We start from the raw sequence: 22,283 nt of genomic DNA, 5'->3' as shown, positions 1-22,283 counted from the left end.
ATTTCCGACAATGATACAATATCATGTAAGATTTATTTAAGAAAAGCGTTCTGCTTTTTGTAAGAACCGTGTTCTATTATATAGACAGGCCAAGGAGGGGTTAAGATGAATGAATGTGTGCTTGTAGTTGATGATGATCATGAGATTGTGAAAGCCATCGCAATCCTGTTAGAAAAGGAAGGCTATCATGTTTTAAAAGCCTATGATGGTGTACAGGCACTTGAGCTGATTGCTCAGCATTCCATTCAATTGATTCTGATTGATGTCATGATGCCTAAGTTAGACGGCTTATCTGCCATCATGAAGATACGCGAAAGACGTAATTTACCGATTATTGTATTAAGTGCCAAGAGTGAAGACACGGATAAGGTTTTAGGGCTGTCCATGGGAGCTGATGATTATATCACCAAACCTTATAACTCACAGGAATTAGTTGCCAGAGTCAGAAGTCATTTAAGACGCTATACGCGGCTTGGCGATATCAACAGTGTTAATTCAGTCAATATTGTTAATAATGGAAGACTGCGTTATCATGTGGATGAGCGTTCGCTGTTTGCGGATGATGAGCCAGTAAAGCTGACAGCGATAGAAACTAAAATCATTGACTTGCTGATGCGCAATTTAGGCAGAGTGTTTCCAGCTGAAGAAATATACCGCCGTGTCTGGGATGAAGAAGCTTATTCCTGTGAAAATACAGTAATGGTACATATACGCAGAATTCGTGAGAAAATCGAACTTAACTCTAAAGAGCCAGAGTACTTAAAGGTGGTGTGGGGCATTGGATACAAAATTGAAAAAATGGAAAAAAACATTTAGCTTTATCGCATTTTTCCTCGGTATAAGTATATTGCTTGGCAATCTGTCATCACTGTTTGTACGTTACAGCAGTGTAGACGTTTTAAAAAAAGATGTAAGCAGTGCTTTTTCCGGTGATTATCAGACAACAGATGAATTTAGATACTATGTGTCAGATTATCTGGAACGTTTTCTTGTAATGGCATCCGGCGGCAATATCAGCAGCTGGTATAATTACTATAATGGGTATACAAATGAAATCTATGAAGGCGATATTTATTCATCCTATGCTACAACTTATACTTTTAATAATTTAGTGCCGGATGATGAAGATGATGGTACTGTCAGCCGAAATCTTATCGATAAGCTGAATGACAGACTTAAAGATGACAAAAATGTCCTCTATCAGATATATCATGAAGGCAAGCTGTTATATTCCAATAATGATGATTTGAAATTAGATAAGAATGGCACGCTGCCGGAAGGCTATAATTTTTTCCTTCACTTTGATGGTAAAAAAGTCACTATGATTAAAGACGGGGAAGAGCTTGACGTATATGGTGACGGTTATTATCGCGATGAGAGTGATTGGTATGTGCCTGGATATAAGAATTTCACATTGGATGAGAAATCAGCAAAATCTGAGATTGTCATAGCCTTTGCGAAAGAACCTAAAATTTACATGTTTGGAAATTATTCTGAGAGCGGCAGTGTTCAGCGTGATAATTCATTATATTGGCTGAAAGTAAACTTTGACAACAGCAAATCAGAGTATATCTCACAGGGCTTGTCAATCATTTTTGGTTTAATCTTAATCGTTATCTATATTATTCTGCGCAAAGATAAAAAAGCAGCGGATAAGAAGATTGCGGAATTGACGGGTCATGTGTGGTTTGAGATAAAATTATTGATTTTAATTCTGCCGTTTTTATTGCTGCTTCTGTCTTTTAAAGAATATCTATATTATTATCTGAATGAGCTTTTCTATGGCTATGAATATATTGAATGGGATTATCTCTATTATGGTCTGCAGCGGATACTGGAAGGCAGAACTTATATCCTTCTTGTATGCTTCTGGCTGATTTATCTTGTAATTAATGATATGCGTTATAATCGAGGCCGTTGGTGGCATGGTATCTGCAGCTATGTTTATAACATATTTAAGACTAGTGAATTGAGACTGCCTTTTCAAAAACGTATTACGAATCGCTATCTGCCTGTATTTATTGCTGAGGTGGTTTTGGCAGCCGCTTCTCTCAGTGCGATAATTGTGGCATGGCGCAGCTATTATGAACCTATCAGTATTACGACTTATGCATTATTCTTCCTGCTGGTTGCCGGTCTGCTGATTTTCTTCCAGCTAGCCTATGCGAAGAATAACAAGACGATCAGTCAGGATGTCGGCGCGCTGATTAATCAGATCGAAGCGGTGTATAACGGCGATTTGACGAATACTCTGCGAAGACCTGAAGACGCTGATCTTGCGAAAGCGGTTAATGAATTAAATGATATTCAACAGGGTATGTTTACGGCGATGAATGAACAGATAAAGAGTGAGCGTATGAAAGTAGAGCTTATTTCTAATGTATCACACGACATAAAAACGCCGCTGACTTCTATCATCAGCTATATTGAATTATTGAAGCAGGAAGAAGAGCTGCCTGATCATGTTCGTGAATATGTTGCGATTCTGGATTCTAAATCTCAGCGTTTGAAAGAGATGGTAAAAGATGTGTTTGAGATCAGCAAGGCGGCCAGCGGTCAGCTGCCGGTCAATATTGAAGAGCTTGATTTAGGCAAATTACTGCGTCAGACTTTAGCGGATATGCAGGAGAAGATTGATGAGAGTGATATTATTCTGAGAACTGAAATCATGGCTGATCCGGTTATGATTTTAGCAGATGGTCAGCGTCTCTATCGTGTGTTCCAAAATTTAATTGGTAACGCGCTGCTATATTCACTGCCTGGTTCAAGAGTCTATGTAACCCTGAATCTTTCAGGTGAAATGGCGATTGCCTGTGTTAAAAATACGTCTAGGACAGAAATACCGACAGATCTTGATTTCACAGAGCGTTTTGTACGCGGTGATGAAAGCCGCACAGATGGCGGCAGCGGTCTTGGCTTATCTATCGCGCGCAGCTTTACTGAAGCTTGTAACGGTGAATTCAAAGTCGAAACAAATGCGGATCTATTTACTGTCACGGTTAGTTTTAAGCGGGTTAAAGAGTAATTACTAGAAAGCGGGGTGTCCTCCGCTTTTTGTTTTGGTTAATTTCAAAAGGTTTCTGAAAACGAGGAAAGCGTTTACAACAAAGATTGCTTGTGCTAGAATCAAAATGTCATGAATTTAACGTTAAATGTTGAGGAGAAGAATTATGGAGGCGAACATGCGGGTGATAAAAAAACAGGCAATTATCATGTATTCATTATTGAATGCAAATGAACCAATCAGCGGTTTAGTGCTTGCCAAACAGAGCGGTTTAAGTTTAAAAACTGTTAAAAAAGAGATCGATACATTAAATGATTATCTAAATACTGTCGGTTTTCAAATTGTAAGCCGTTATGGAGTAGGTTATGAATGTGAAATTTTAGATGAAAAGAAATTCAGCCATTTTGCGGAAAGTTTTAAATCTTTCTATCACAATCATCACTATTTTGAAAATAATCAACGTGAAAGAGTGCATTTTATCATTCGCCGTCTGCTGACCAATACAGGTAATTTATTTATCTCTGATCTTGCTGATGATTGCTGCTGTTCACCTTCCATTATAAATCGTGATATGATCGAAGCTAAGGCGCTTCTGTCAACCTTTCGTTTGCAGGTAAAAAATAAAACTAACAATGGTTTGATTGTAGTGGGCAATGAATGGGATATACGCTTAGCTCTGATTTATGAGCATAAGATTTATAAACGATTCCCATCGGAAATAGACTATGATGAATATGATTTCTCAAGGTTTTTCCTTTCTGGTTTAGGCATCTATAAGCAATTAAAATCCTTGATACTGGAGAAACTGAAGCAAAATAATCTGCATATGTCAGGTTTAGTCATGGGTAAGGTAGCTTATACGATCATATTGTCAATAACCCGAAAAGCATACAGTGATAATTTGGAACTGCCTGAATTTACATATACTCACGCATCGCTGCTGCCATCCTATCAAGCAGCCAAGGAAATTTGGGAATCATTAGCTGCCACGGATGATGTCACTTATACGGAAATAGATATTCTCACTTTAGCGGGGGTCATCAGCGCTTATCAGACTTATCTTCCCTCAGATCTGAATTTTCTTGAATATCCTGAGGATTTTTATAAGCTGGCAGATGAATTTCTAGATTACTTTGACAGCTTTTACAATATTAAATATTTTGATATGATTTCATTTCGAGAAGATCTTGCCTGTAACTTTGCTTCCTTATTTTTTAAAACGATTTATCATATATCTGTAGATCAAGATATAGTCAGCAATCTGTACAGCGATGGGTTGTCTACACTGGATTACTGTATGATTCTTTATAAATTTATTAAAGAGAAAACAAATCTGGAAGCTACAATTTATGATATCGCCAGCTTTTATTATATTTTCAATGAGTTTGTTACCGCGATGAACAAGCAGATTAAAAGAAGGGTATTAGTAACCCTGCGTTCAGGTTATTATAAAGCAAAGAATCTGTGTTCAAACTTAAGTACGATTAAAACACCGTATGATATAGAGTTCATACCTGCAGAATTCAGTGATTTATTTCGGTATAATCCCAATGATTTTGATTTTCTGGCAACCAATATAGAAGCTAAGGATTTAGATGATTCATTAAAGAGTAAGGTGCTGCCAGTCTTTTATTTCCGTAAAAATATCGACTTTGTGCGTTTCATTAATCAGGTGAATAAGCCAAAGTATTTCCGTACACATGAAATGGTTGCGATTGAAGATATCTATTACCCAAAAGATATAAAAAATGGTAAGGATTTGTATGATTATATTGCGGCTGAAGTATTAAAATCATGTGAGAATCTTGAAGCCTTCTTTCAGGAGGTTGATGAAAGAAATGCGATCTTATCACCGGAAAGGAAGAATCAGCTTGCTGTATTGCGTTCGTTTAAAGATATCCTGCATCAAACCTTCCTCAAGATAATTATTTGTGATAAGCCATTTCGCTTTAAGGATGAAATGATTCAGACAATCATTGTCTATAATTCTCGTGATAATAATGTCGAGCATCTTCAGTTTATGAGCCGTTTTATTGCTCGTTTAATGCATAGTGATGAATTAATCTTTACTTTTGAGCGCATGACTGATTATGAAATTGTACGGCGTGTGCTGGAAGAAAGTGAATAAAGTTGGCCTTAGGGCCAATTTTTATTTTACGCCTTTAGTTAAAGGTAAATTTATAAATTAAGTTATTGCTCCTTTTATTTTAAACTATGACTGACAAGCTGGTAGTACAGCTTAAAATGAGGAGAGTGATTGAATGGAGGCAGTTTTAAAAAAAGATAAAGTAGGCATTAATCTTACTGAAGGGAAAATTTTAAAAACGCTTCTTATCTTTGCCATTCCTATTATCTTAACTAATTTGATTCAGCAATTTTATTCAATGGTTGACTTGATGATTATTGGTAAGTATATGGGCAGTGAAGGTACAGTAGGGGTATCCACCGGCGGAGAATTGGCCGATATGCTGATGCCGATTGCCAACGCGTTCGCAATGGCGGGGCAGATTTATATTGCTCAGCTAGTTGGCGCTAAGGATGAAAAAAGGGTAAAGGAAACAATTGGCACATTGCTGACATTGATGATGCTGGTGGCTATTGTTTGTGCGGTATTTGGTGTTTTTTTCCATACGGATATTCTGCGCTTACTGAATTGTCCATCTGAAGCATGGGAACAGGCAGCTTCATATATGATTATAACCGCTTTGGGAGTTCCTTTTATTTTTGGTTATAATGCTGTCTGCGGAGTGTTGAGAGGTATGGGTGAATCAAAGCGGCCATTGTATTTTATTATGATTGCTGCCACGGTAAATATCGTGATGGATATTTTATTGGTTGCGGTCTTTAGAATGGAGGCTGCGGGTACGGCAATCGCTACAATCCTTTCACAATTTGGTTCATTTGCAGCTGCATTTTATTATCTTTACAAGCATAAAGAGCAATTTGATTTTGAATTGAAGCTTTCTTATTTCAAAATGAAATGGGAGCCATTAAAGCTGATATTAATTTTGGGTATTCCGCAAATGGTAAGATCAAGCTTTGTTCGCTTCTCTATGCTTTGGGTTAATTCTAATGTTAATTCATATGGATTGGTAATTTCCGCAACCAATGCGGTAGGCAATAAGATCAATAAATTCCTTGAGGTGTTTGTTTCAGGCGTTAATACAGCGTCAGGCGCCGCGATCGGGCAGAATCTTGGTGCCAAAAAGATTGATCGGGCCAGCAAGATCACATGGGTTACTCTGGCATGCTGTCTGGTACTGGCAAGTGTTTGCGCGGGTATTGCGTTATTTGCTCCAAAGGCACTGTTTGCCATCTTTACACCGGATCAGGCGGTTATTGATGAAGGTGTAATTTACATGAAGATTATGATTATGCATTTCTTTATGTCGGCAATCACAGGGACATTCCAGGCAATGGTTACAGGCTGCGGTTTCGTTTCGCTTGGCTTCTTAATTGGTATTCTGGATGGTGTTGTCTGCCGTATCGGCTTCAGTCTGCTGTTTGTTAATGTATTTAATCAAGGTGCTTATGGTTATTGGTGGGGTACCGCATTTGCCCGCACCTTACCAGGACTGCTGTGCTTTGCTTACTTTATGAGCGGCAAATGGAAAACGCGTAAATTGCTTAGTGATAAATAGGAGGTTAATGATATGAAAGGGTATCGAGAAATAGAGTCACAATTAAAATCAAAACGTATTGTATTCAGAGAAAGTGAAAGTCCGCTTAAGTGGCCGTTTATGAAAATTCTTCGTGAACAGTCAAAGACTAAAATGACGTTTGCATGTAATCCCTATGCGGAAGTATATAAATTCAGAGATAATGTATACGGTATTTTTACGGAAAGTCTTGATGGTATGGGTGATCCGTGGATGTATCTTATTGAGGGGCCTAAAAAAGCGCTGCTTGTTGATACTGGTTTTGGCTGCGGTGATTTAAAGGGTCTGATTCGTGAAATTATTCATGATAAAGAATTGATTGTTGTTAATACTCATTCACATTATGATCATGCTTATGGTAATGCTCAATTTGATAAAATATATTGTCATGAAAATGAAGTGTTCAGGATGAAACGAACACAGAATCCACATATCTGGGATTATTTGTTTGATAAAGACGGCAAATATATCTGGACAGAATTTGACCGCAACGATTTAGTTTCTTATAAAGACTATGAAATTATTCCTATACCGGATAATTATATCTTTGATTTAGGTGATGGCTATGAAGTTGAGGCAATGCTGATTCCTGGCCATACACCGGGCCAATGCGGTTATCTTGATAAGCATAATCATATTTTATTCTCAGGTGATACATCCCACTTTGGTCAGCAGATTGCTGAAGAACCAAATACTCATTTCTGTTCTGTGAATGAATATGTGAAAGCGTTAAGGAAAATTGTAGCGAGAATTGATGAGATTGAAGGAGTATTCCCCGGTCATGGCGCTGTGGATCAAACAAATACGGTGCTTACTAACTGGCTTGAAGCGGCAGAGGCAATATTAGCAGATCCGCAAAGTTATGATTATAAACGTGAAGTAGAAAGAAATGGTGAACGTTTTATACAATATGGGAAGAAGATTTATCAGGGCAGTCAGCTTACTTATACGATGCAGCATATCTTAAAGGAGGCAAGTGAATGAAGGGATTGGTAATTGTCAGTCATGGTTTGCTGGCGGCAGGGATGCTTGATTCCGCAAAGCTGTTTCTAGGCAGCGAGCTGCCGCAGGTTAAGGCTTGCTGTTTAAAAGCGGATGATTCACCGGAAGCTTTTGGAGATCAAATTCAGCAGGTGATTGATGAAGTGAATACAGGCGAGGGAGCTATTGTCTTTGCCGATTTATTTGGCGGTACACCATTTAATCAGACTTTGCCGCTGCTCAGCGATCAAATTGACTGTATCGCCGGTATCAATTTCGCGATGCTGTTGGAATATCTGTCTAAAAGAACCTTTGAAGAGGTGGATCTGCCTTCAATCGTACAGGGCGGCCAGCAGAATATCATTGAGGCAAAGGGCTACTTGTCAACGCTGACTTTAGACGATGATGATTAAAGCGGTGCTCTTTGATTTTGACGGTGTAATCGCACAAACAGAAACGTATAAGCTAAAACAGCTGATGCTCATGCTGGATCATTTTCAGGTAGCCTATACCAAGGAACAAATCTTTTCTATGGCAGGTACCATTGGCAGTGAGGTTTTGAAAAAAATGCAGAAGTTATTTTATCAGGATGCCGCATTTATTGCTCATCAGGATGAAATTCTTGCTTTTAAGACAACCCGGCCTGATTTAAAAGCATTAAAAACGAAAAATTTAGATGAATTGCTGACGGTTTTAAAAAATCGGTATCTCAAGCTGGCAGTGGCTTCTAACTCATCCGCGGCAAGACTGCAGATGGCTCTTGATTCACTGTCCATTGCTTCGGCATTTGATTTAATTGCCAGCGCAACTGATTTAGGTAGGCTTAAGCCTGATCCGTATGTTTATCAATATGCGATGGCAGTCTTTAATGTCCGACCTGAGGAAACATTAATTATTGAAGATTCTCAGTTAGGAATTGCGGCAGGTAAAAAAGCAGGCGCATATGTAGCAGCCTTAAAAGACGAATTAGGAGCTATTGATCAGCGAGGCGCAGATATAATCTTGGAGGATATCGGCAAGGTTGTTGAATTTATCGATTTTATAAATTTACCATGAGTAGAGGGAAATTTTCTGAATTGAGTTAAGCGCTTCCATTCGATAGAATGAACATGGAGATGGTAATATGAAAGCAAGCAGTGTAAGAATATGTCTGACACCTGAAAAAGAGTTTTATTTAATTGGCTATGGTAATCGCTATGAAAGCCGCCGTCAGCCTGCCAAGGGTGTACATGATGATATTTATGCAATATGCAGTTTAATTGAAGTAGATAATCAGCAGCTTTATATATTTAATGCTGATTATATTGAATTTGAAGAAGCTTCCTGTAATGAGATCAAGGCCATGCTGGCACAGAAGTATCAATTGAATCCTGATTTGATTTTCTTCAGTGCTACACATGATCATCATTCTGTTATGTCTTATCATAAGCATTGGTCTACAGGTATCTTTGATCAGCAGTATTATGATTCCTTTGTCGAAAAGGTGGAGGCAGGCTATTTGCAATGTGTTAAAGAGCTGCAGGAGAGTGAGGCTTATTATGGCAGCGGTCAATGTTTAGGTTATTATGGCAGCCGCATCTATTATGGTGAGGAAGCCGATAATGAGGTGATTCTGGTAGAATTTAGAAATGCTGAACAAAAAACAGTAGCTGCCTTATGTAACTGGGCAACGCATTCAACGGTTCTTGATCCGGAAAATGATTTGCTGACTGCTGATTTAGCCGGTGCTGTCAGGAATAAACTGGCGGCTGGCATCGGTGTTTATCCCGCGATGATTGTAGGAGCTGCCGGTGACTGCAGTAACCGTGCTTATCGGCAGGGAACAGATTATGACGAATTAGAACGCTGTGCGCAAGGCTGCGCTCAGCAGATTCTGAAGATTGAGGTTAATCAAAAGCTTGACCTTCACTTTGAATCATGTTCTACTGTAACGTATCATGTCCAATATAAAATTAATGATGAACGTGAATACTTAAATGCTTATCGTGAGAAATACAGTTTACAGCTTGCAGCAGCTCAAGATGCTCAGGCCCGCAAGCTGGCATTAGATAACATTGCTCAGATTGACCGTAAGCTGCAGATGCAGGATGTCGATCTGACGTTATATTCAACGATAGTTAAATGCAAGGATTTAGAAATTGTCTCTTCTCCCGGTGAGTTAGGCAGCGAGCTTGGCATCAGCATCAAGCGTCAAAGTCCAGCCAAGTGCTGCCTGATCTTCGGATATACAAACGGTTATTATTCATATATCTTACAGCCCAGATTATATCAGGACTCCGCAAGGGCAATCGGCAGCAAATACCGCAAGGAAGATGTCCTGGGATATATGAATGTTATTGAAGCGAATTTGTAGAATTAAGGATATAACATTGTATATGAATTAACCGTGCGCGCAGTTAATTTTTAAACCAATGAATATCATATATCAATAGCTATAAAGGGGGTAAATTACTTATGTTTACAGCTATGCAGATCATTCTTATTCTGTTATGGTTCACAGGCTATGACGTATACTCTAAATTATTTGGAGGCTTTACAGCCGGTGGATGTGTATTACATGGCGTTGTTGTCGGCACGATCATGGGAAACATGGAGGTTGGTTTATTTATCGGCGGTACTTATGAGCTGATGAATATCGGTTTAAATCCATTAGGCGGATCAACGGTACCTGATTACAATATGGGAACCGTTATTGGTACAGCCTTTGGCGCAATATCTGGTGTAGAAACAGGTATGGCAGTCGGTATTGTAGTAGCTACACTTTCCACAACACTTGATGTTTTTGGTAAAACAGCAGGATCATTCTTCCTACATAGAGCACAAGCTTGTTTTGAAGCTCATGACTTTAAAAAAGGATACAACTGGATTCATATTGGCTTAGCACCGCTGACTTTATTAAAAGTTACAATTCCAACAATTATCGTTTTGGTAGCCGGCAGTGCCTTAGTTGCTGGTATTACTGAAGCCATTCCGGTATGGCTGCTTCAGGGCTTTAAAAATGCCGGTAATATTCTGCCATGTTTAGGTTTTGCCATCCTGCTTCGTCAGTTACAGGTAAAGGGCAATTTCCAATACTTACTGATTGGCTTCTTCTGTTTCGCTTACTTGGGTGTTAATGCCCTGGGTACAGCATTAGTTGGTTTAGCATTAGCGTTATTAGCATTTAACCAGCAGAATAAATTTGCGGTTTTAGAAAAAGCATTAGGAGGTGACGATGATGAGTAAGCTTACTAAAAAGGATGTTCAAAAGGTACAGCTGCGCAGCTGGATGTATCAGTGGCAGTCCTTCTCTTATGAAGCGATGCAGGCAACCGGTTTTACACAGGCAATCGGACCAGCTATCGAAAAGATTTATGAGGGCAATGATGATGTGATAGCAGATAAGCTTCAAAAATATTTGGCATTTTATAACACAGAAAATACTATGTCACAAATCATCATGGGTGCTTGCTTAGCTATTGAAGAAACGGAATCCGATGCCGCTACGGATATTGCAATCGGTATCCGTACAGGTCTTATGGGACCCTTTGCCGGCTTAGGTGATTCATTATTCAAAATCAGTACGAAGGTAATTTTAAGTTCATTAGTTGGTTATATGGCATTAGATGGTTCAGCTTTTGGCTTAGTATTGGCATTCTTAGTGAACATTGTTGCTTTTTACTGCATAAAGTATTATTTCTTCTGGCTTGGCTATCGTGAAGGAACAGCCTTCATCACAACCAAACAGGATTAAATTAAAGCGCTGACAAATGCGGCAACCGTATTAGGTTTAACTGTGGTAGGCTGTATGATTCCTTCTACCGTTAAGCTGCAGGTTATCTTTGAATATGTCAATGGTGATGCTGCTCAGTCGATTCAGGCAATCCTCGATTCAATTTTCCCATTCTTATTGCCAATATGCGCTACGGTTCTGGTATACTTAGGATTAGGTATGAAGAAAATGACGACTGTAAAAATGGTATGGACGATAATTATCGTTGCCGTTTTACTTACCTTCTTCCATATCATTTAGGAGGACATTATGCAAACTATAGTTGCTGTACGTATTGACGAACGTTTAATTCATGGCCAGGTTGCCACAATGTGGGCTGGCGCATGGCGATGCACCCGCATCATTGTTATTGATGATAAATCGGCATCCGATGATGTATTAAAGGCAGTGTTAAAGATTTCCTGCCCAAATGGTATCCGTCTTTCAGTATTAACTGTTGATAAAGCTGCCACTAATCTGAAAAATAATAAACATGACACTGATCGGATCACAATTGTCTGCAAGAACCCAAGAGTGCTTTGGGAACTGCATGAAAAAGGTTTCGACGTCGAAAATATTACAGTAGGCAATATGAGTAAAGCCTCAGATAAAATAGCTGTATGTAAATCAGTAGCTGTTTTACCTGAAGACGCAGAGGCATTTCATAAGCTGGATGAACTAGGTGTTAAGCTGGAATATCAGCTTGTACCTTCAGAAGCCGCTACTGATTTTATGCCTATGCTGAATGCAGCTTTGAAATAAGGATCATGGGAGATAACCGTTTTGGCTATCTCTCATTTTTAATAAAAAGGAGATAATTAAATGAAACTAGTTATGAGAGCTGATGATTTTGGTTATACAAAAGCATATAATGACGGCATGATTAAGGCGGTTAGAGAAGGTGTTGTAACCTATGTGGATCTAATGCTTGACTGTCCTGGAACGGAGGATGCCATTGAACAAATCAAAGCCTATCCATGGGTTTCAGTAGGCTGGCATGGCGGCCATTTCTGGGGACGGCCAGTAGCTGATCCAAAGCTGATTCCATCCTTGCTGAATGAAGCGGGACAGTTTAAATTCAGAGTTGACCAGGCACTTAAAAATGATGTTGTTTATGAGGAAGCATTGATTGAATGCCGGGCGCAGATTGAACGCTGTATCCGTCTGTTAGGTCATGCCCCAATCTGTACGACCATAAATCATGATTTATTATTTGAAAAAGCCCGGGCGCAAGTATGCGATGAATATGGCATTGCTTATGATTTCATGCGCAAAGTTGACCGCAAAACCAGAAAAGAAGCAGTACCGGCGGATCAATGGAAGCATTTGAATATATTTATGCCGTGCCAGCATGACTCATGTTATAAGATTCTCTATTCTGATTATGCTGAAGAAAGAGAAAAGTATGATCCTGTCGGTTATTATCTGAATGATGAGGATCAGCTGTTAAAAGAGGATATCGTCATAACAGCTTGGCATCCAGGCTATCTTGATGATTATATATACTTTGATTCATCGAAACATTTTAATTTAGCTCGGGTGATTGACATCAAGGCAATGTGTGATCCGAAGCTGAAACAATGGATCATCGAGAATAAAGTTGAATTGGTGAATATTAAAGATGCCCTGTATGGCAGTCAGGATTATCAGAACTATCTGCACAGTATTCACAGCCGCTTGTATATGGGAGAATGATTGTTAAATTAAAGAAAGATTCAATTGTGAATCTTTTTTTCTTCATCATGCGAAGTTATCAGTTTTCAGCATTCAGCACCCACTTATCAAAGTATCATAACTGTGTTAAAATAGTGCTGACAGATTAATCGCTGAGGTGAAACAATGGAACGTAGCAGTTTTGGTATTCGATTAAAGGAATTAAGGGAAGAAGCAAACTATTCCCAAAAGGAATTAGCGCCGCTGCTTAATGTTTCAGTAAATACGATATCCTCTTATGAACGGGGTTTGATTCATCCCAGTGACCAGACTAAAATAAAAATTATGGAAGTATTTAATGTAACTATGGACTATCTGTTAGGTGTTTCTGACTTAAAAAGCTGTACATCTGAGAATGATGTAATTTATCTGCCTAGCGGTTTAAGCCGCCGCGCGCAAAGAGATATTCGTTTTGTGATTGAATTTATACTTGATAAAGAACGTAAAGGCTTCTACAAGTGAGGTGATCGTGATGGCTGAATTGAATCCATGTGTAACCTTTGCCAAAATTATTAAAAAAGACCGGCAGGCATGCATGAAAAGCGTTGCTGAATATTCATTAGCGCCAAATGAAATTGATGTATTATTATACCTTTCCAATAATCCTTCATTTAATACAGCTAAGGATATATGCAAATACCGCGGTATTTCAAAATCATTAGTCTGCCATTCTGTAGATTCTCTATGCAGCCGCGGTTTTCTGTCTATTAAGGAAGATCCCAAGGACAGAAGAATTTTGCGGTTAACGCTGAGTGAGAGCTCGGCACCCGTGCTTGCCAAACTGAAAAAGGCGAGACAGCAGTTTCAGGCTTCATTGTATCAGGGATTGAGTAAGGAAGAGATCAAGGCTTTTCAAAGTGTATTGGAAAGTATGATTAAGAATGCGCTAAGTGAGTAAACTGTTCTATTAGAATAGCAGGGGGAATAAGATGATAAAATATGATTCCTATGATAAATCAGTCAAAGTGCCGATTGGGCTGAATTTTATTGATGTACTCTATCTGGAAGGCCTGCGTGAGAACGGTATTCAGATCTTTATATCATGCTTTCTGCCGACCATTGCCTATCTGGCGCTGATCGTTACGATGAATCTTAAATTCGAGATGTTTGTCTTTCTGCCGATAGCGGTCATCAGCGTCTTGCTTTATCTGGTCATTCATACACGCGGTCTGCAGGCTGAAAGCAAAATATTAAAGGGGTATGAATATATTCAGCAGCAGCATTTTAAAACTGATAAAGTAAGGATTTTCCCGCTGAATGATGGGGATAAATATAAAGATTATGTGAGTCAGTATGGGTTTGCGACCAAAGATAATTTTGAGATTTGGTTTTATGGACAAACTTTAAATGATTTATTGAAGGCCAAGAAATTTAAACCGCGTTTTGAATATGAAGAGGAACGTTGGGTTGAGGAATACCGCAAGACCTTCTTTGGCTATCTCAATGAGGATTATGATGTTGATATCATCTTTGATACGGATTCAGTAAATGCTTATTTAAAAACGATTATGAGTAAGATGACAAAGCTGGAAATCTTTTCGATGCTGTTTAATAATGCGAAAATAATCATCCGCAAAGAGGTGCCCTCGGTTTTCACAAACAGTGAGGCAGAGCTAGCCGCGATGGAGGTAGAGAAGCTGATCATTAATAAGCTTTATGCGAATATGACGGTTGATATCTTTATTTGCGGGGGTCTTCAGACTTTTGAGTTTATACGCTATTTTGTTTTAAAGAAATAAGGAGACATTTATGAGATTACTCGCTGAAATTCTGCTTGCGGCCTTTTTTATCTCGTATTTCATCGATAAACGAACAGTTTTAAATGGCAAGCTGTTATGCGGCAGTATGCTCTGTTTTATGATTTATCTGCTGCAGTCTATGCAAAATAGTCCGCATTTGCTTGTTTCAGCTATGGGCTTTTTCCTGTTATGGGCAATCATGACGGTACTGCCGCTGCTGTTTTTTTCAGTGGGTGCGGCGATGATTTTTAACGGCTTTTTATTAATTAAATTTGAAGGAAAACGGTTGTGCAATCTGCTGTCTTTTGCCGTAGGCTTAGGTATGTTCACAATCTTCCTTTTTATTTTTTATCTGCCTATTTATGCCTCTAATCATGCCCTCTATCTGCCAATGCCGATTTATTACGGAATCGTTGGTTTAGTGGGTTATTTTACGTTTTTATTTGTCAGCTTTCTGGTCAGCTCAATGCTTTTTAATTTGAATAAGCCTAAGCTGGATCAGGATTTTATTATCATTCTTGGCTGTGGTTTGCTTTATGATAAACCCTCACCTTTATTGATGCAGCGTATTGATGCCGGGTATAATTTTTATAAAAAGCAGCAGCATTATAATGACAGCACGCCAATTTTTATCGTATCGGGCGGTCAGGGTGCTGATGAAAAGCTTGCGGAAGCGGTGGTAATGAAAATGGAGCTGCTGGCAAGAGGGATACCGGATGAGAAAATTTTAGTGGAGGATCATTCACGGACGACCTATGAGAATCTTATTTACTCTAAGGAAATGATGGATGCGGTTAAGCCAAAATATCGCTGTGTGATAGCGACGCATAATTATCATCTGTTTCGTGCAGGCATCTATGCTCGTAAAGCCGGCTTGAAAAGAGCTGAAGGAATTGGCGCGCCAACGGTTTCTTATTATCTGCCGATGGCCTTTCTGCGTGAATTTATCGCTTATCTGAATATGAATAAAGCGATAAATCTCTATATTATCTTATTTGTTCTGTTCGTTTCAGTGTTCTTTACCATCCGATCTGTGCTATAATCTAACGTGCCTTTAAGGAGGGATTGCATGATTGATGTAATAATTGACGCATTAGTGGATACAGTTAAACTGCTTCCGCTCTTATATTTATCTTATTTACTGATTGATTTTATCGATAAACGCAGTTCAGCTTACCGTTTAAATTATCTATTTATTAAAAATCTGGGTCCCTTATTCGGAGCCTTGCTTGGTTTAGTGCCGCAGTGTGGTTTCTCAGTTATTGCCGCCTCGCTCTTTGCGCAGCAGGGAATCAGTGCCGGTACCTTGGTTGCCTGCTTTATGGCTACCAGTGACGAAGCGCTGCCGATGCTGCTGGCTTATCCTTCAGAATATAAAAGTCTGGGACTGCTGTTAATATTAAAGCTGGTAATCGCCATTCTGTCGGGTTATCTGCTTGATTTTGTACTTTATAAAAAAACACTGAATGAAGAGGATGATTTTGAAATCGAACTCTCTGATCCGGGCTGCAGCTGCGGTTCAAATAGTTTTATTAACGCCCTGAACCGTACTTTGAAAACTACAATGTTTATTTTAGGTATTAATTTGGTAATAGGCTTTGTGCTGTTTGGTATCGGTGAAGATGCCCTGTCATCACTGTTGAATGTACATCCAATGCTTCAGCCGTTTGCGGCGGCACTGATTGGCTTTATTCCTAATTGCGCGGCTTCTATTCTGCTGGTACAGCTTTATGTGCTGGGCGGCTTGTCTTTTGGTTCAATGGTGGCTGGCTTATGTACGGGAGCGGGCATCGGCATGGCTGTTTTATGGAAGCAAAACAAGAATAAACGCGAGAATAGTCTGCTTTTGTTGTATATGTTTTTATTCTCATCAGCAGCGGGTCTGCTTCTGCAAATAATGCTTTAATTTTAAATTTTAGTACGCTATAATGATTGATACGCGAGGTGATTAGATGAAATTGATCGTAGGACTTGGCAATCCAGGCAGAGATTATGAAAAAACGCGTCATAACACGGGTTTCATGACACTTGATGAGGTTGCTTCAAGGTTGAACACAGATGTAAATACAAAAAAATTTAAAGCGCTGATCGGTAATGTCAAGGTCAAGGGTGAAACAGTGATCCTGATGAAACCGCAGACTTATATGAATCTTTCCGGAGAAGCGGTAGGCGAATGCGCGCGTTTTTATAATATACCGGTAAGCGATATTTTGGTGCTTGTCGATGATTTAGATCTGCCGGTGGGTAAGATTCGTTTAAGAGAAAAGGGCTCAAGCGGCGGCCAGAATGGTTTGAAGAACATCATCGCTCATTTAGGTACGCAGGATTTTAAACGGATACGCATTGGTATCGGCAAAGATCCGCTGATGCTGACGGCTGATTATGTACTCGGTAAATTTCCAAAGGCCGACCGGGCTTTGTTTGAAGCGGCCAGAGATAAAGCGGCCAGTGCGGCTATTGAATTCATCGACCGTCCTTTTGCTGATGTGATGAATAAATACAATCAGAAGGACGCTTAGTTATGAATTGTTTATTAAATGAACTGGTGAAGAATCCAGCGGTCGAGAGTCTGCTGCGCAAAGAAAGCTCATTAGGGAATTTATCATTAACTGAAGAAGCACTGCTTTATGCGGCATTATACAGACAAAGCCGGCAGTCATTACTGATAGTGAAGAATAATGTTTATACAGCACAGAAGCTGATCGAGCGGCTGACCCCCCTCGTTGATGTTGAGGTGCTGCCTTTTATCGTGGAGGAATCGCTGAGAGTTGAGGCCATTGCCGCCTCTCCGGAGAGTAAAGCGGTACAGCTGGAAACCATGAATGCCATGCTTGAAGGCAAGGCTAAAATTGTTGTGGCTCATACCGGCGCGCTGATGCGTTTTATGCCCTCACCGGAATTATTCAAGGCCGTCAGCATGGAGCTGAAGGTTGATGATGAAATCAGCATGGATACATTAAAAATGAAGCTGTTTATGGCAGGTTATGAGCATGTGTCAAGAGTTGACCAGCCGTTATGCTTTGCATCAAGGGGCGGTATTGTCGATGTTTATTCAATGAATGAGGATTATCCGATCCGTATTGAGTTCTTTGATACTGTTATCGAGAGTATCCGCTGCTTTGATCCGGCAACTCAGCGAACGATTGAAAAACGTGACCATGTGAAAATCATACCGGCTACGGATTTGCTGTTTACCGATGAAGATATCAGCACGATCATTGAAAAGGGCAATGTGCTGAAAAAGAAAGCACAGCGTCAGGCAGAAGCAGCCATACAGCGTCAGTTTGATATTTTTATTGAAAATGATTTTGATGCTTTAAGCAACCATCAAAGAGAAAATCACCTATACCGTTATTATGCTTTACTGGATCAGCATAGTTCATTGCTGGATTATGCCCAAGACGCATGTATCATTCTTTCCACTGATGAGGAAATTCATGAAGTTGAGAAAAAAGTCAATGAAGAAACTATTGATTACATTCAGGAGCTGAATGCCACAGGCCAGGGGCTGCCTGTCTATACACAGTTTAATTCAGTCGATAAGCTGACTGCCGGCCGTGACTGTATTCATGTTAATTTGTTTGTGAACATGGAACAGCCGATCGTCAGCGGTTTTCTGCAGCTGCCGCGCCCTGAGCTTTCTTTAGATAAATGCTTGGACATGGCTGTAAAGGAAAGCAAGAAAAAAAGCGTGCTGTTCTGTTTAGATCATTCAGAAATCGGTATTGTGAAAAAGTATTTTAATGATCATGAGATCCGATATCAAATGATTGATGAAAATGATAAAATTCCAGAGGGTATTTCACTCTGTGTCAAAAAGCTGGCAGAAGGGTTTGAACTAACCGAAGAAAAGATCGTTGTTTATTCATCTAAAGAAATCTTTCATGAACAGAAAAAGCTTGGCCGTTATACGAATAAATTTAAACAAGGTGAAGTTCTCGATGATTATCTTCAGCTTGAAAAAGGTGATTATGTCGTACATAACCAACATGGTGTGGGTATGTATAACGGGATTGTTACCAAGGAGATTGAGGGTCATCACAAAGACTTCCTGCAGGTAATTTATAAAGATAATGATGTTTTATTCATTCCTTTGGAGCAATTCCGTCTGATTCGAAAATTTGTTTCTAAGGAGGGTGCTTCACCGAAGCTGAATAAGTTAGGTTCTAGCGAATGGGAGAAGACCAAGAAGCGCATCAGTCAAAATGTCGCCGAGCTTGCGCAGCGGTTGGTTGCTCTTTATTCATTGCGCAGTGAAGATATCGGCTTTGCTTTTTCTAAAGATACACCTTACCAGCTTCAGTTTGAGGATGATTTTGATTATGATTTAACACCGGATCAGAAAAAAGCGGTGGATGAAATTAAACAAGATATGGAATCAGCGAAGCCAATGGACAGACTGCTTTGCGGTGATGTTGGCTTTGGTAAGACAGAGGTCGCAATCCGTGCGGCTTTCAAGGCTGTGGTTGATAATAAGCAGGTAGCTTATCTGTGTCCAACCACCATTCTTTCGCAGCAGCATTTTAAGACCTTCAAGAAACGTTTTAGAAACTATCCGGTGCGTATCGAAGTATTAAATCGTTTTGTACCGCCGCAGGAGCAGAAGAAAATACTTCAGGATCTGAAGGACGGCAATGTTGATATATTGATTGGCACCCATCGCTTATTGTCCAAGGATGTCGTTTTTAAGGATCTTGGCTTTTTGATTATCGATGAGGAGCAGCGTTTTGGTGTTCAGCACAAAGAGAAAATCAAGGAATTAAGAACCGGTATCGATGTTCTGTCACTTAGTGCGACACCGATTCCGCGTACTTTGCAGATGTCATTAATCGGTGTGCGCTCACTCTCTCAGCTAGATACGCCGCCGATGAACCGTATGCCGGTGCAGACCTATGTTGTTGAGAAGAATTTTAATTTGATTAAAGAAATCATTCAGCGCGAGATTGCCCGTGACGGACAGGTGTTCTATTTATATAACAATGTTAAGAATATTTATGCGACGGCAACGAAGCTGCGTAATGAATTGGATATGGAAATCGGAATCGCTCATGGCCAGATGGACAGAGAAGAAATCGAAGATGTCATGATGCGTTTTACCAACAATGAATATCAGGTATTAGTCTGTACCACGATCATTGAAACCGGTATCGATATTCCTAATGCCAATACCATTATTATCGAGGACGCGGATAAGTTTGGGTTAAGTCAGCTCTATCAGATTAAGGGCAGAGTCGGCCGTTCAGACCGCTTAGCATATGCATATCTGCTTTATTCACCGCAGAAGCAGCTTTCGGAAATCGCGACGAAGCGTTTAAAATCAATTAAAGAGTTTACGCAGCTTGGCTCTGGTTATAAGATTGCCATGCGTGACTTAACGATCCGCGGCGCCGGAGATATGCTTGGCCCGCAGCAGGCTGGCTTTATTGATACGATCGGTATTGATATGTATATTGAAATGTTGCATGACGCGATTAATGAACAAAAGGGAATAAAAAAAGCGGTGCCAAAGGAAATCAAACGTGCCAATGTCAATGTCGACGCCTATATCCCAAGTACCTTTACCGATCAGGATTATGAAAAGATTACGCTTTATCAGCAAATCGATAAAGTTGAGACTAAGGAAGAACTGCTGGCAATGATGGATATGATTGAGGATAACTATGGTTCACTGCCTAAATCTGTGCAGCTGCTGTTTGAAAAGAAACGTCTCGATATACTGATTAATGAGGCAAATGTAGAAAATTTCAAAGAAAATGCCAAGGATGCCGAGCTTACCTTTACAGAGCAGTGGTCGAAGCATGCTGACGGTGTGAAGCTATTTGAACAAATCACAGCTTTATCCCGTGATATTGTACTGCGTTATACACAAAATAAGATTAAAATCCGCTTTCCTAAAAACAAGAACTGGCTGAAACAGGTCATTGAGGTTCTGGAAATGAGCGGAACTGTTGTCAGAGAGTAAAAATTTGCATTAATCGGTTATAAAAGCTCATTCTTTGCCAATACTAAACGTGCAAGGAGTGTGAATGAATGAAGGCAACAGGTATCATTCGCCGTTTAGATGATCTTGGACGTTTAGTTATACCCAAGGAGATCAGAAAACAATATCGATTAAAAGAAGGCGATTCCATCGAGTTTTATATTGAAAATGATAAAATTATTCTGCAGAAATATGAGCTGCTTGATAAACATATGCGTGAAATTCAGGATATGTGTGAAACATTGCAGAGTGTATTAAACAAGAAAGTGCTGTTTATTAAGGATGAGGTAACGGGAACCCAGCAGCCCTGTGCGAAATCATTGTTCTCACATGCGGTTGTTTACCGGGATACTCCCTTTACCAAGGAAAAGATTTTTGAGAATGACGCGTCACTTTATGATGGCTGTTTCTTTCCCGTTGTGGTTGAAAGCTACTGGCAGGGCAGTTTTGTTTTATTGAGCAATGAGCCTGTAGATGTGAAGGAGAATCGCTGTGTCGCGGCGTTTGCGCAACTTTTATCTCGCAAATATGAGGTTTAAATGTTAAAATAGTTGCGAGGTGATGGCATGCGTTTAGATAAGTACCTAAAAGTAGCCAGAATTCTGAAGCGGCGAACCGTTTCAAAAGAACTGGCAGATAATGAACGTGTACTGATCAATGGCAGGATAGCAAAACCGAGCAGTGAGGTCAAGGTTGGAGATATCATAACGATTGTCTTCGGATACCGTGAACTGACAGTCAGAGTTTTGATGCTTTCTAAGCAGGTTTCTAAGTCTGATGCGGCTTTAATGTTTGAAATTATTGAAGAAAAAACCGAAAATCATGATTTTTCGACGCAAAATGAATAAATCTTATAAATTTTTGATTTTCATGGTTACATTTATGAAATTATGTTGTATAATGATGTTGACAAAGTTAATAGCTGATTATTAATTTGTTAGATATAACAATAGATTCACAGAAAAACCATTTTTCTCTTCCCCTTAATTATAAACATCTAGCGTTATATTATTAACTAAAGAATCAATCGAAAGATTGATTTTTTTGTATTATAGGAAATTTCATTTTCAAGCATCAAATCACTGATATCTCATTATGAAGAGGTATCTAAAAAATAATAAAAATAGATGAAATTATCGTGTGAATATGGTATACTATGAGTAACAAAAAACAATCTATTTAATCATTAAATTTCATATAAGCATCACCTAGTTTCCTTTGTATCAATCGAATCTCAGTGGATGCTTTTTTGTTCAAGGGGGGAACATCCATGAAGTGTCTATCGTATTCAAATCGCTTCTATTATAAAGAGTTATCAGAAGAAGATGCGAATTGTATTAAGAAGGATTTGATTCTGTATAATTCTATGCTTCATATGGCTTATAAGAAACTCTATATAACTTGTTTTTATGGTGTCAAAGAAGCTGTCTCTTTAGAGAAACAGTTAAAAGCAAGA

The 22,283-nt window shown here is 39.3% G+C and carries 21 protein-coding genes and 1 pseudogene; all 22 read left to right on the top strand.

Annotated elements, in window-relative coordinates:
- Positions 1-105: 105 nt before the first annotated feature.
- Complete coding sequence (locus DWZ33_RS13155) at positions 106-816, top strand: response regulator transcription factor (RefSeq protein WP_118455136.1); 711 nt, start codon at positions 106-108, stop codon at positions 814-816.
- Complete coding sequence (locus DWZ33_RS13150) at positions 779-3,025, top strand: sensor histidine kinase (protein WP_118455134.1); 2,247 nt, start codon at positions 779-781, stop codon at positions 3,023-3,025. Before DWZ33_RS13155 ends, DWZ33_RS13150 begins: the two co-directional genes overlap by 38 nt.
- A 145-nt stretch (positions 3,026-3,170) precedes the next feature.
- Positions 3,171-5,132, top strand: a complete 1,962-nt coding sequence (locus tag DWZ33_RS13145) for a BglG family transcription antiterminator (protein ID WP_182425709.1) — start codon at positions 3,171-3,173, stop codon at positions 5,130-5,132.
- Between the two features lie 133 nt (positions 5,133-5,265).
- On the top strand, positions 5,266-6,645 hold the full coding sequence (locus tag DWZ33_RS13140) for an MATE family efflux transporter (RefSeq protein WP_022939294.1): 1,380 nt from the start codon (positions 5,266-5,268) through the stop codon (positions 6,643-6,645).
- A 12-nt stretch (positions 6,646-6,657) separates the two neighbouring features.
- Positions 6,658-7,647, top strand: coding sequence for an MBL fold metallo-hydrolase (locus DWZ33_RS13135; RefSeq protein WP_118455130.1), 990 nt, complete (start codon positions 6,658-6,660; stop codon positions 7,645-7,647).
- Entirely contained in the window at positions 7,644-8,057 is a 414-nt protein-coding gene (locus tag DWZ33_RS13130) for a PTS sugar transporter subunit IIA (protein ID WP_118455128.1), read from the top strand. Before DWZ33_RS13135 ends, DWZ33_RS13130 begins: the two co-directional genes overlap by 4 nt.
- Positions 8,047-8,700, top strand: a complete 654-nt coding sequence (locus DWZ33_RS13125; RefSeq protein ID WP_118455127.1) for an HAD family hydrolase — start codon at positions 8,047-8,049, stop codon at positions 8,698-8,700. Before DWZ33_RS13130 ends, DWZ33_RS13125 begins: the two co-directional genes overlap by 11 nt.
- Before the next feature lie 67 nt (positions 8,701-8,767).
- Positions 8,768-9,997 carry a neutral/alkaline non-lysosomal ceramidase N-terminal domain-containing protein gene (locus DWZ33_RS13120; protein WP_022939290.1) on the top strand — a complete coding sequence of 410 codons (1,230 nt, stop codon included), beginning with the start codon at positions 8,768-8,770 and terminating at the stop codon, positions 9,995-9,997.
- Positions 9,998-10,098: 101 nt separating this feature from the next.
- Positions 10,099-10,869: a PTS sugar transporter subunit IIC gene (locus DWZ33_RS13115; RefSeq protein WP_022939289.1), complete on the top strand. Its 771-nt coding sequence runs from the start codon at positions 10,099-10,101 to the stop codon at positions 10,867-10,869.
- Positions 10,859-11,656 (top strand): annotated as a pseudogene (locus DWZ33_RS18315) (PTS system mannose/fructose/sorbose family transporter subunit IID). Before DWZ33_RS13115 ends, DWZ33_RS18315 begins: the two are co-directional and overlap by 11 nt.
- A 9-nt stretch (positions 11,657-11,665) precedes the next feature.
- Positions 11,666-12,157, top strand: coding sequence for a PTS sugar transporter subunit IIB (locus DWZ33_RS13100; RefSeq protein WP_118455123.1), 492 nt, complete (start codon positions 11,666-11,668; stop codon positions 12,155-12,157).
- 60 nt (positions 12,158-12,217) lie between these two features.
- On the top strand, positions 12,218-13,090 hold the full coding sequence (locus tag DWZ33_RS13095; RefSeq protein WP_118455122.1) for a ChbG/HpnK family deacetylase: 873 nt from the start codon (positions 12,218-12,220) through the stop codon (positions 13,088-13,090).
- A gap of 144 nt (positions 13,091-13,234) precedes the next feature.
- Entirely contained in the window at positions 13,235-13,570 is a 336-nt protein-coding gene (locus DWZ33_RS13090; protein WP_022939284.1) for a helix-turn-helix domain-containing protein, read from the top strand.
- A gap of 10 nt (positions 13,571-13,580) precedes the next feature.
- Positions 13,581-14,006, top strand: coding sequence for a MarR family winged helix-turn-helix transcriptional regulator (locus tag DWZ33_RS13085; RefSeq protein ID WP_029472061.1), 426 nt, complete (start codon positions 13,581-13,583; stop codon positions 14,004-14,006).
- A 31-nt stretch (positions 14,007-14,037) separates the two neighbouring features.
- Positions 14,038-14,847 (top strand): hypothetical protein, encoded by an 810-nt coding sequence (locus tag DWZ33_RS13080; RefSeq protein ID WP_118455121.1) that lies wholly within the window; start codon positions 14,038-14,040, stop codon positions 14,845-14,847.
- 10 nt (positions 14,848-14,857) lie between these two features.
- The gene (locus DWZ33_RS13075) at positions 14,858-15,889 is read left to right on the top strand and encodes a YdcF family protein (RefSeq protein WP_118455120.1); all 1,032 of its coding nucleotides are present in this window, start codon (positions 14,858-14,860) and stop codon (positions 15,887-15,889) included.
- A 27-nt stretch (positions 15,890-15,916) separates the two neighbouring features.
- Positions 15,917-16,753 (top strand): putative manganese transporter, encoded by an 837-nt coding sequence (locus DWZ33_RS13070; RefSeq protein WP_118455119.1) that lies wholly within the window; start codon positions 15,917-15,919, stop codon positions 16,751-16,753.
- Positions 16,754-16,799: 46 nt separating this feature from the next.
- Positions 16,800-17,366: an aminoacyl-tRNA hydrolase gene (gene pth / locus DWZ33_RS13065; RefSeq protein ID WP_022939279.1), complete on the top strand. Its 567-nt coding sequence runs from the start codon at positions 16,800-16,802 to the stop codon at positions 17,364-17,366.
- Between the two features lie 2 nt (positions 17,367-17,368).
- The gene (gene mfd, locus DWZ33_RS13060) at positions 17,369-20,809 is read left to right on the top strand and encodes a transcription-repair coupling factor (RefSeq protein WP_118455118.1); all 3,441 of its coding nucleotides are present in this window, start codon (positions 17,369-17,371) and stop codon (positions 20,807-20,809) included.
- A 68-nt stretch (positions 20,810-20,877) separates the two neighbouring features.
- Positions 20,878-21,366 carry an AbrB/MazE/SpoVT family DNA-binding domain-containing protein gene (locus DWZ33_RS13055; protein WP_022939277.1) on the top strand — a complete coding sequence of 163 codons (489 nt, stop codon included), beginning with the start codon at positions 20,878-20,880 and terminating at the stop codon, positions 21,364-21,366.
- A gap of 27 nt (positions 21,367-21,393) precedes the next feature.
- The gene (locus tag DWZ33_RS13050) at positions 21,394-21,675 is read left to right on the top strand and encodes an RNA-binding S4 domain-containing protein (protein ID WP_022939276.1); all 282 of its coding nucleotides are present in this window, start codon (positions 21,394-21,396) and stop codon (positions 21,673-21,675) included.
- A gap of 422 nt (positions 21,676-22,097) precedes the next feature.
- A partial coding sequence (locus DWZ33_RS13045) for a hypothetical protein (RefSeq protein ID WP_147352894.1) occupies positions 22,098-22,283 on the top strand: 186 nt, incomplete at its 3' end.

The sequence above is a fragment of the Dielma fastidiosa genome (assembly GCF_003475485.1).
In the GTDB taxonomy this organism is placed as follows: Bacteria; Bacillota_I; Bacilli_A; order Erysipelotrichales; family Erysipelotrichaceae; genus Dielma; species Dielma fastidiosa.
Note: the sequence above shows the minus strand (reverse complement) of the source record. Positions and strands in the feature narration are given on the sequence as shown.

Coding starts and splice junctions, on each gene's coding strand:
- DWZ33_RS13155 (WP_118455136.1), top strand. CDS start 106: ATGAATGAATGTGTGCTTGTAGTTGATGATGATCATGAGATTGTGAAA.
- DWZ33_RS13145 (WP_182425709.1), top strand. CDS start 3,171: ATGGAGGCGAACATGCGGGTGATAAAAAAACAGGCAATTATCATGTAT.
- DWZ33_RS13140 (WP_022939294.1), top strand. CDS start 5,266: ATGGAGGCAGTTTTAAAAAAAGATAAAGTAGGCATTAATCTTACTGAA.
- DWZ33_RS13135 (WP_118455130.1), top strand. CDS start 6,658: ATGAAAGGGTATCGAGAAATAGAGTCACAATTAAAATCAAAACGTATT.
- DWZ33_RS13130 (WP_118455128.1), top strand. CDS start 7,644: ATGAAGGGATTGGTAATTGTCAGTCATGGTTTGCTGGCGGCAGGGATG.
- DWZ33_RS13125 (WP_118455127.1), top strand. CDS start 8,047: ATGATGATTAAAGCGGTGCTCTTTGATTTTGACGGTGTAATCGCACAA.
- DWZ33_RS13120 (WP_022939290.1), top strand. CDS start 8,768: ATGAAAGCAAGCAGTGTAAGAATATGTCTGACACCTGAAAAAGAGTTT.
- DWZ33_RS13115 (WP_022939289.1), top strand. CDS start 10,099: ATGTTTACAGCTATGCAGATCATTCTTATTCTGTTATGGTTCACAGGC.
- DWZ33_RS13100 (WP_118455123.1), top strand. CDS start 11,666: ATGCAAACTATAGTTGCTGTACGTATTGACGAACGTTTAATTCATGGC.
- DWZ33_RS13095 (WP_118455122.1), top strand. CDS start 12,218: ATGAAACTAGTTATGAGAGCTGATGATTTTGGTTATACAAAAGCATAT.
- DWZ33_RS13090 (WP_022939284.1), top strand. CDS start 13,235: ATGGAACGTAGCAGTTTTGGTATTCGATTAAAGGAATTAAGGGAAGAA.
- DWZ33_RS13085 (WP_029472061.1), top strand. CDS start 13,581: ATGGCTGAATTGAATCCATGTGTAACCTTTGCCAAAATTATTAAAAAA.
- DWZ33_RS13080 (WP_118455121.1), top strand. CDS start 14,038: ATGATAAAATATGATTCCTATGATAAATCAGTCAAAGTGCCGATTGGG.
- DWZ33_RS13075 (WP_118455120.1), top strand. CDS start 14,858: ATGAGATTACTCGCTGAAATTCTGCTTGCGGCCTTTTTTATCTCGTAT.
- DWZ33_RS13070 (WP_118455119.1), top strand. CDS start 15,917: ATGATTGATGTAATAATTGACGCATTAGTGGATACAGTTAAACTGCTT.
- pth (WP_022939279.1), top strand. CDS start 16,800: ATGAAATTGATCGTAGGACTTGGCAATCCAGGCAGAGATTATGAAAAA.
- mfd (WP_118455118.1), top strand. CDS start 17,369: ATGAATTGTTTATTAAATGAACTGGTGAAGAATCCAGCGGTCGAGAGT.
- DWZ33_RS13055 (WP_022939277.1), top strand. CDS start 20,878: ATGAAGGCAACAGGTATCATTCGCCGTTTAGATGATCTTGGACGTTTA.
- DWZ33_RS13050 (WP_022939276.1), top strand. CDS start 21,394: ATGCGTTTAGATAAGTACCTAAAAGTAGCCAGAATTCTGAAGCGGCGA.